We start from the raw sequence: 6000 nt of genomic DNA, 5'->3' as shown, positions 1-6000 counted from the left end.
CGGTAGTTCAGTCGGTTAGAATACCGGCCTGTCACGCCGGGGGTCGCGGGTTCGAGTCCCGTCCGCTGCGCCATATTCGGTAACCTGGAACACTGAACGCCAGGTCACCACAAGAAGCCCGCTCATTGAGCGGGCTTTTTTTTGCCTGCGATTCAGCTTTGCGCTTCGGCGGCGAGCGCCACAGGCGCGGGTGCAATCTCACGTCGGCTCAGAAACACAAACACCACCACCGCCGTAAACAGGGTGAGCCCGGCCAGCCATTGCAGCAACGTATTGAAGCCCGCGAGGTAGGCCGTGCGCAGCAATTCCAGCGGGAGGTTTGCACGGGTGTCGCCCATGACCAACTGCTGGGCAACCCCAGCAATGTCCTGCGAACTGTCTGCGGGCAGATGATGGGCAACCAGCGCACTCAACACCGCCACGGTGATGGCCAGCGCCACACCTTCACTGGCAACCCGGGTCGTATTGAAAATGCCTGCGGCCATGCCCGCACGCTCTGTGGGCACCACGCTGATCGCCAGGCCATCCATCAAGCCCCACGGCAAGCCCGTCCCCATCCCGATCACCAACATTGCCACGACAGTCGGCAATGGCTGGCCGGGCTGGGCCAGGCTCAGCCCATACAACCCCGACGCCGCGATCAACAGGCCAAGGGCACACAACAGCCCCGCCGACAGCCAGCGTGTCAGCGTTGCGGCCAGTAACGGCACCACCAGCATCGGCGCAGACAGCGCCAGCATCATCAAGCCCGCCTCTGACGCGCTGGCGCCTTCGACCCCAATAAACCGCAGCGGCAGCAACACCACCAGCACGATGTAGCAGTAGCAGGTGCCAATCGGCAACAATTGCACGCCGATAAAACGCGCAAAGCGAAACAGGCGCAGATCCAGCATCGGTTGGCTCGCACGCTGTTCAACCAGGATAAACACCAGCAAGAAAGCCGCAGCCGCCGCAAGCAGACAACCGGTCGTCACCGAAGCCCAACCCAACTGCGGCGCGAGAATGATCGCCGTGGTCAAGCTCACCAGCATTGCCGAAAACGTCAGTACGCCAGGCAGGTCCAACTGCAGCGCTTGCGGGTCGCGGCTCTCTCGCATTGTGGGTGCGGCGCACAGCAACGACAGGCCCGCCAGCAATGCGGTGGTGAAGAAAATCGCACGCCAGCCCCACAGTTCAATCAGCCACCCAGACAGCAGCGGCCCGAAAGCCAGGCCTGCGCCAAAGGTGGTGCCCAGCAAGCTGAAGGCGCGTGTCCTGGCATGGCCGTCGAACTCCTGCGCCAACGCTGCGCAGCCGCTGGCCAATGCGGTAGCCGCCGCAACACCCTGTACACCGCGCAGTACATCCAGCCAGAGTATGCCCGGCGCCACGGTCAGCAGCAGCGAGACACCTGTAAACAGCGCCATGCCCCACAGGAACAAACGCTTGCGACCATACCGATCGGCAAGGGTGCCGGCGGCCATCAGCAGGCTGCCGAAACTAAGCATGAACGCGTTGGTGATCCACGCCAACTGTGTGGGGTGCGCAGCAAATGCGTGGCCGATAAAGGGCGTCGCTACGGCGCCACCGGTAAAGCTCATGGGCAACACCAGAGCCGCCAGGCAGATCGCGGCAAGAATGGCATAGCGGCCATGGGCGGAGTCGGCTGTGTTCATCGGGAGATTCCTGTGGACCTGTAAAGATAAAGACTCTAATCAGGATGTAATGGCGGATAAATGGGCCTACATTCCACACATAACGGACAAATTGGATGCATTGGTATGAGCGACAATCTCAGCGGTGTTATCGCCTTCGTGAAAACCGCTGAAGCGCTCAGCTTCACAGGCGCGGCGCGGGCGATGGGCATTTCCGCCTCGGCGGTGGGCAAAAATGTGGTCAAGCTGGAAGCGTCGTTGAATGTGCGGTTGTTGCACCGCAGCACGCGCAAAGTCAGCCTGACTGCTGAAGGCCAGTTGTTCTACGAGCGCTGTCGGAAAATTCTCGATGACCTGCAGGACGCCCGCGCCATGCTCTCCCATGCCATGCAGGCCCCCCGCGGCAAGTTGCGGGTCAGCCTGCCCACCATCGGTTACAGGTTTCTATTTGCGCATATGGTCGCCTTCAGGCGGGCCTACCCGGAAATTGAGTTGGAGCTGGATTTCAACGACCACCTGGTGGATGTGATCGAGGAAGGCTTCGACGTGGTGATCCGCAGCGGCGGTCTGGCCGATTCGACCTTGATGGCGCGCCGACTCGGGCCATTTCGCTTTGTGTTGTGTGCATCGCCTGAGTACCTGCGTGCGAACGGTCGGCCAGCAACCCTCAGTGACCTTGAGCGCCACCAATGCCTGCGTTATCGCTTCGCCACCACCGGCAAAATCATGGAGTGGACCTTATCCGCCAACCCGGCGATCACCCAATTACGGCTGCCCACGGCGCTGACGTTGAACAATATGGAAGCGATGCTTCGGGCCGCAATCGATGGCCATGGCATCGCTTACGTGCCGGACTTCCTGGCCCGTGAGGCGCTGGCCCAGGCGCAGTTGGAAACCGTGTTGGACGGGCACTCTGATGACCAAGGCCAATTCTGGGCGCTGTGGCCTTCCAGCCGGCACCTGTCGCCAAAGATCCGGGTGTTTGTGGACTTTGTTGCTGAACGCCTGTTCACAGCCCCATCAACCGATACCCCACCTGCAACTCGGTAATAAAATGCTGCGGCTGCGCCGGATCCGCCTCCAGTTTTTGCCGCAAGTGCGCCATGTGTACACGCAGATAGTGCGGGCGGTCGATGTAGTCCAGCCCCCACACTTCGAGCAATAACTGCCGATGTGTCAGCACCCGGCTCTGGCCGCGAATCATTGCGCAGAGCAGGCGGTACTCGATGGGTGTGAGGTGCACCGGCTGGCTCTGGCGCCACACTTCGTGGGTCGACAGGTCGACTTCAATTTCGCCAAACGCCACCTTGCTGGTCGCCGCCACGGCGCCGGTCTGCCCGTGCCGGCGCAGTTGTGCGCGGATGCGAGCGAGCAATTCGGGCACGCCGAACGGCTTGGTCAGGTAATCATCGGCCCCTGCGTCCAAAGCGGCGACTTTCTCTTCTTCGCGATCACGCGCCGACAACACCAGAATCGGCACCGCCAGCCAACCACGCAACTCACTGATCAGTTGCTTGCCATCGCCATCGGGCAAGCCGAGGTCGACGATCACCAGGTCCGGTTGACGGCTGGCGGCATGAATCAGCGCACGTTTGACGCTGTCGGCTTCGAACACCTGAAAGCCTTCATCTTGCAGGGCGATCCCGACAAAGCGGCGGATATTGGCTTCGTCTTCAACAATCAAAATGCGTGCAGTGCTCATAGGTTTTCCATGGCTGGCGGGGTGCCGGCCGGTAAGGTGATGATGAAGTGCATGCCGCACGTCTCAAGCGGGTGGGTGTGGATATGCCCGCCATGGGCTTCAACGATGCGTTTGGCCAGCGCCAGGCCCAGGCCGATGCCCGTGATGGAAGATTCCTGCTGGCCACGTGCGAAAGGTTCGAACAGGTTGGCGGGAGCCTTGCCCGGGCCGTTGTCGCTGACTTCCAGCACGATGCTGTCCGAAACTTTGCTGCCAGTGACGGTAATGAGGGTGCCCGCCGGCGTGTACTTGGCGGCGTTATCCAGCAGGTTGACCAGCACCCGCTCGATCAGCAGGGCGTCGATATCCACCAGCGGCAACTGTGAATCCAACAGGGTTTGCACGCGGTGGTGTGCCAACGGCTCACGCAACTGGCGCAGGGCGCTGCCGAGGATTTCTTCCAGCGAATGCCACTGCCGGTTCAGGCGCACGCCGCGCTCTTGCATGCGCGCCATGTCCAGCAGGTTTTCGATCAGCCGCTGCATCGATGTAGCTTGTTCATGGATGCCGTGCAGCAATTCGGTCAGCGGACCTGGCGGGGCATGGGGCAGGGCGGTGTCGGCGGCGCCGATCAGGGTGGTCAGGGGCGTGCGCAAGTCGTGGGAAATAGCGGCGAGCAGGGTGTTGCGCATCTTCTCGCCTTCCATCTGCACAAGCGTGCTTTGCGCCACTTCGACGAAATGCACGCGCTCCAGCGCAATCGCCAATTGGCTCATGCAGGCTTCCAGCAGACGGCGCTCCTGCGGGTCGTTCAGGCGCTCGCTCTGGGCCAGTTCCAGTACCAGCACGCCGCGCACGCGCATCGGCGCTTTGAGCGGTAAGTAACAACCTTTGGCTGCTGACAAGGTGTCGGTGCCATGACCTGCGGCTTGGCCATGGTCGTAAGTCCATTGGGCGATGCTTTCGTCAATCGGCAAGCCGCTGGCACTCACGCTGTGCACGCCATCGGCGGCGTCCGGCAACGCCAAGCCGACCCGTGCTTCGAACACGCCACTGAAGGTGCGCAGCGCGACTTCGCTGATGTGCTCTACGGTCAGTGCCGCCGACAAGTCGCGAGCCAGCCGCGCCAAAGAGGTAGCGCGCCGTTCGCGCGCGGCCGCCGTGCGTGCTTCATGGCGCAGGCGGGCGGTGAGTTGCCCGGTGATCAAGGCAATGCCGAGCATCAGCGCAAAGGTGAAGAAATACTGAGTGTCATTGACGGTGAACGAGTAGCGCGGCTGTACGAAAAAGAAGTCGAAACACAGCACCGCCAGCATTGCCGCCCACACACCGGGGCCGCGCCCATAACGCAAGGCCACCAGCACCACGGTGAGCAAAAACAGCATGACCACGTTGGCCAGGTCGAACACTTGCAGCAGCAATGCAGCGACGGCGCTGGCACTGAAACAGGCAAGCGTGGCCCACAGGTAGGCCAAGGCGCGGCCGGGGGGCAGCGAGGGTTTTTCGAGGGTAGGCGCAGGCCCGGGCAAGACGCTGTGAGCGATCACGATCTGATCGATCTGCGGGTGATGTCGGCTGATCCGGTCGCTGACCGACTGATGCCAGAAGCGCCACGCCTGGCGCGGATGATGGCCGAGCACCAGGCGATTGGCGTTGTGTTCGCGGGCGCAGGCGGCTAGGGCTTCAGCCACGTCCATGCCCGGCAGCGTCGCGGTATCAGCGCCGAATTCGCTGGCCAGGCTCAGGGTTTTCATCGCCGTGAGGTAACGCTTGGCGCCGCTGCCTTGGGCCGTTGCGACATGCACGACGATCCAGTCAGCTTCGAGCTTTTGCGCCAATCGTGCAGCTTCGCGCACCAGGCGTTCATCACCGGCGTCGCCCGCCACACCCACCAGCAAGCGTTCGCGGGCTGGCCACAAGGCTTTGATCGACTGTTCGCGACGGTACACGCGCATTTGCGCGTCGACCCGATCCGCCGTGCGCCGCAGCGCCAGCTCGCGCAGGGCCAACAGGTTGCCCTTGCGGAAAAAATGCTGTGCGGCGCGTTCTGCTTGCGGGCCGAGATAGACCTTGCCGTCCTTCAAACGTTGCAGCAAATCGTCGGGCGGCAGGTCGATCACCACCACGTCATGGGCGTTATCAAACACGTGGTCCGGTACGGTTTCGCGCACGCGAATGCCGATGATGCCGCTGACCAGATCATTCAGGCTTTCCAGGTGCTGGACGTTGAGCGTGGTCCACACGTCGATGCCGGCGCTGAGCAGTTCTTCAACGTCTTGCCAGCGTTTGGGATGCCGCGAGCCAGGCGCGTTGCTGTGGGCCAACTCGTCCACCAGCAATACGGCGGGCTGCCTGCGCAACGCGGCGTCTAGGTCGAATTCGCTGAGCGAAAAATCGTGGTGCAGCAAGGCAGCGCGGGGCAGTTGCTCCAGGCCGTCGAGCCGCTCGGCAGTCTCCGTGCGGCCGTGGGTTTCTACTACGCCGGCAAGCACATCACGGCCCAGGGCGACTTCGCGTTGCGCCGCCGCGAGCATGGCGCAGGTCTTGCCCACCCCGGCATTTGAGCCGAAGTAAATACGCAATTTGCCGCGCAAGGCGGCCTGTTCTTCGAGCTGTACCCGCGCGAGCAAGGCGTCGGGGTCGGGGCGTTCGTGGTTGAGTGCGGGCATGTTCTTCCTGTTGAAT

4 protein-coding genes are annotated in these 6000 nt (G+C 62.4%); 1 reads left to right on the top strand and 3 read right to left on the bottom strand.

What is annotated here, in order from left to right:
• Positions 1-152 precede the first annotated feature (152 nt).
• On the bottom strand, positions 153-1655 hold the full coding sequence (locus GIW28_RS19645; RefSeq protein WP_017136387.1) for an MFS transporter: 1503 nt from the start codon (positions 1653-1655) through the stop codon (positions 153-155).
• 105 nt (positions 1656-1760) lie between these two features.
• Between GIW28_RS19645 and GIW28_RS19640 the strand changes: the two genes are divergently transcribed.
• Positions 1761-2684, top strand: coding sequence for a LysR family transcriptional regulator (locus GIW28_RS19640; protein ID WP_017136386.1), 924 nt, complete (start codon positions 1761-1763; stop codon positions 2682-2684).
• Here the strand turns inward: GIW28_RS19640 and GIW28_RS19635 are convergent.
• Both GIW28_RS19635 and GIW28_RS19630 read right to left on the bottom strand, forming a co-directional pair.
• Positions 2644-3336 (bottom strand): response regulator, encoded by a 693-nt coding sequence (locus GIW28_RS19635; protein WP_138450464.1) that lies wholly within the window; start codon positions 3334-3336, stop codon positions 2644-2646. The genes GIW28_RS19640 and GIW28_RS19635 overlap by 41 nt on opposite strands.
• Positions 3333-5984 (bottom strand): sensor histidine kinase, encoded by a 2652-nt coding sequence (locus GIW28_RS19630; protein WP_236447541.1) that lies wholly within the window; start codon positions 5982-5984, stop codon positions 3333-3335. Before GIW28_RS19630 ends, GIW28_RS19635 begins: the two co-directional genes overlap by 4 nt.
• Between the last annotated feature and the right edge of the window lie 16 nt (positions 5985-6000).

The organism is Pseudomonas sp. PA-5-4B (genome assembly GCF_021606215.1).
In the GTDB taxonomy this organism is placed as follows: Bacteria; Pseudomonadota; Gammaproteobacteria; order Pseudomonadales; family Pseudomonadaceae; genus Aquipseudomonas; species Aquipseudomonas edaphica.
The sequence above is the reverse complement of the archived record's forward strand: the minus strand, read 5'-3'. Positions and strand labels throughout refer to the sequence as shown.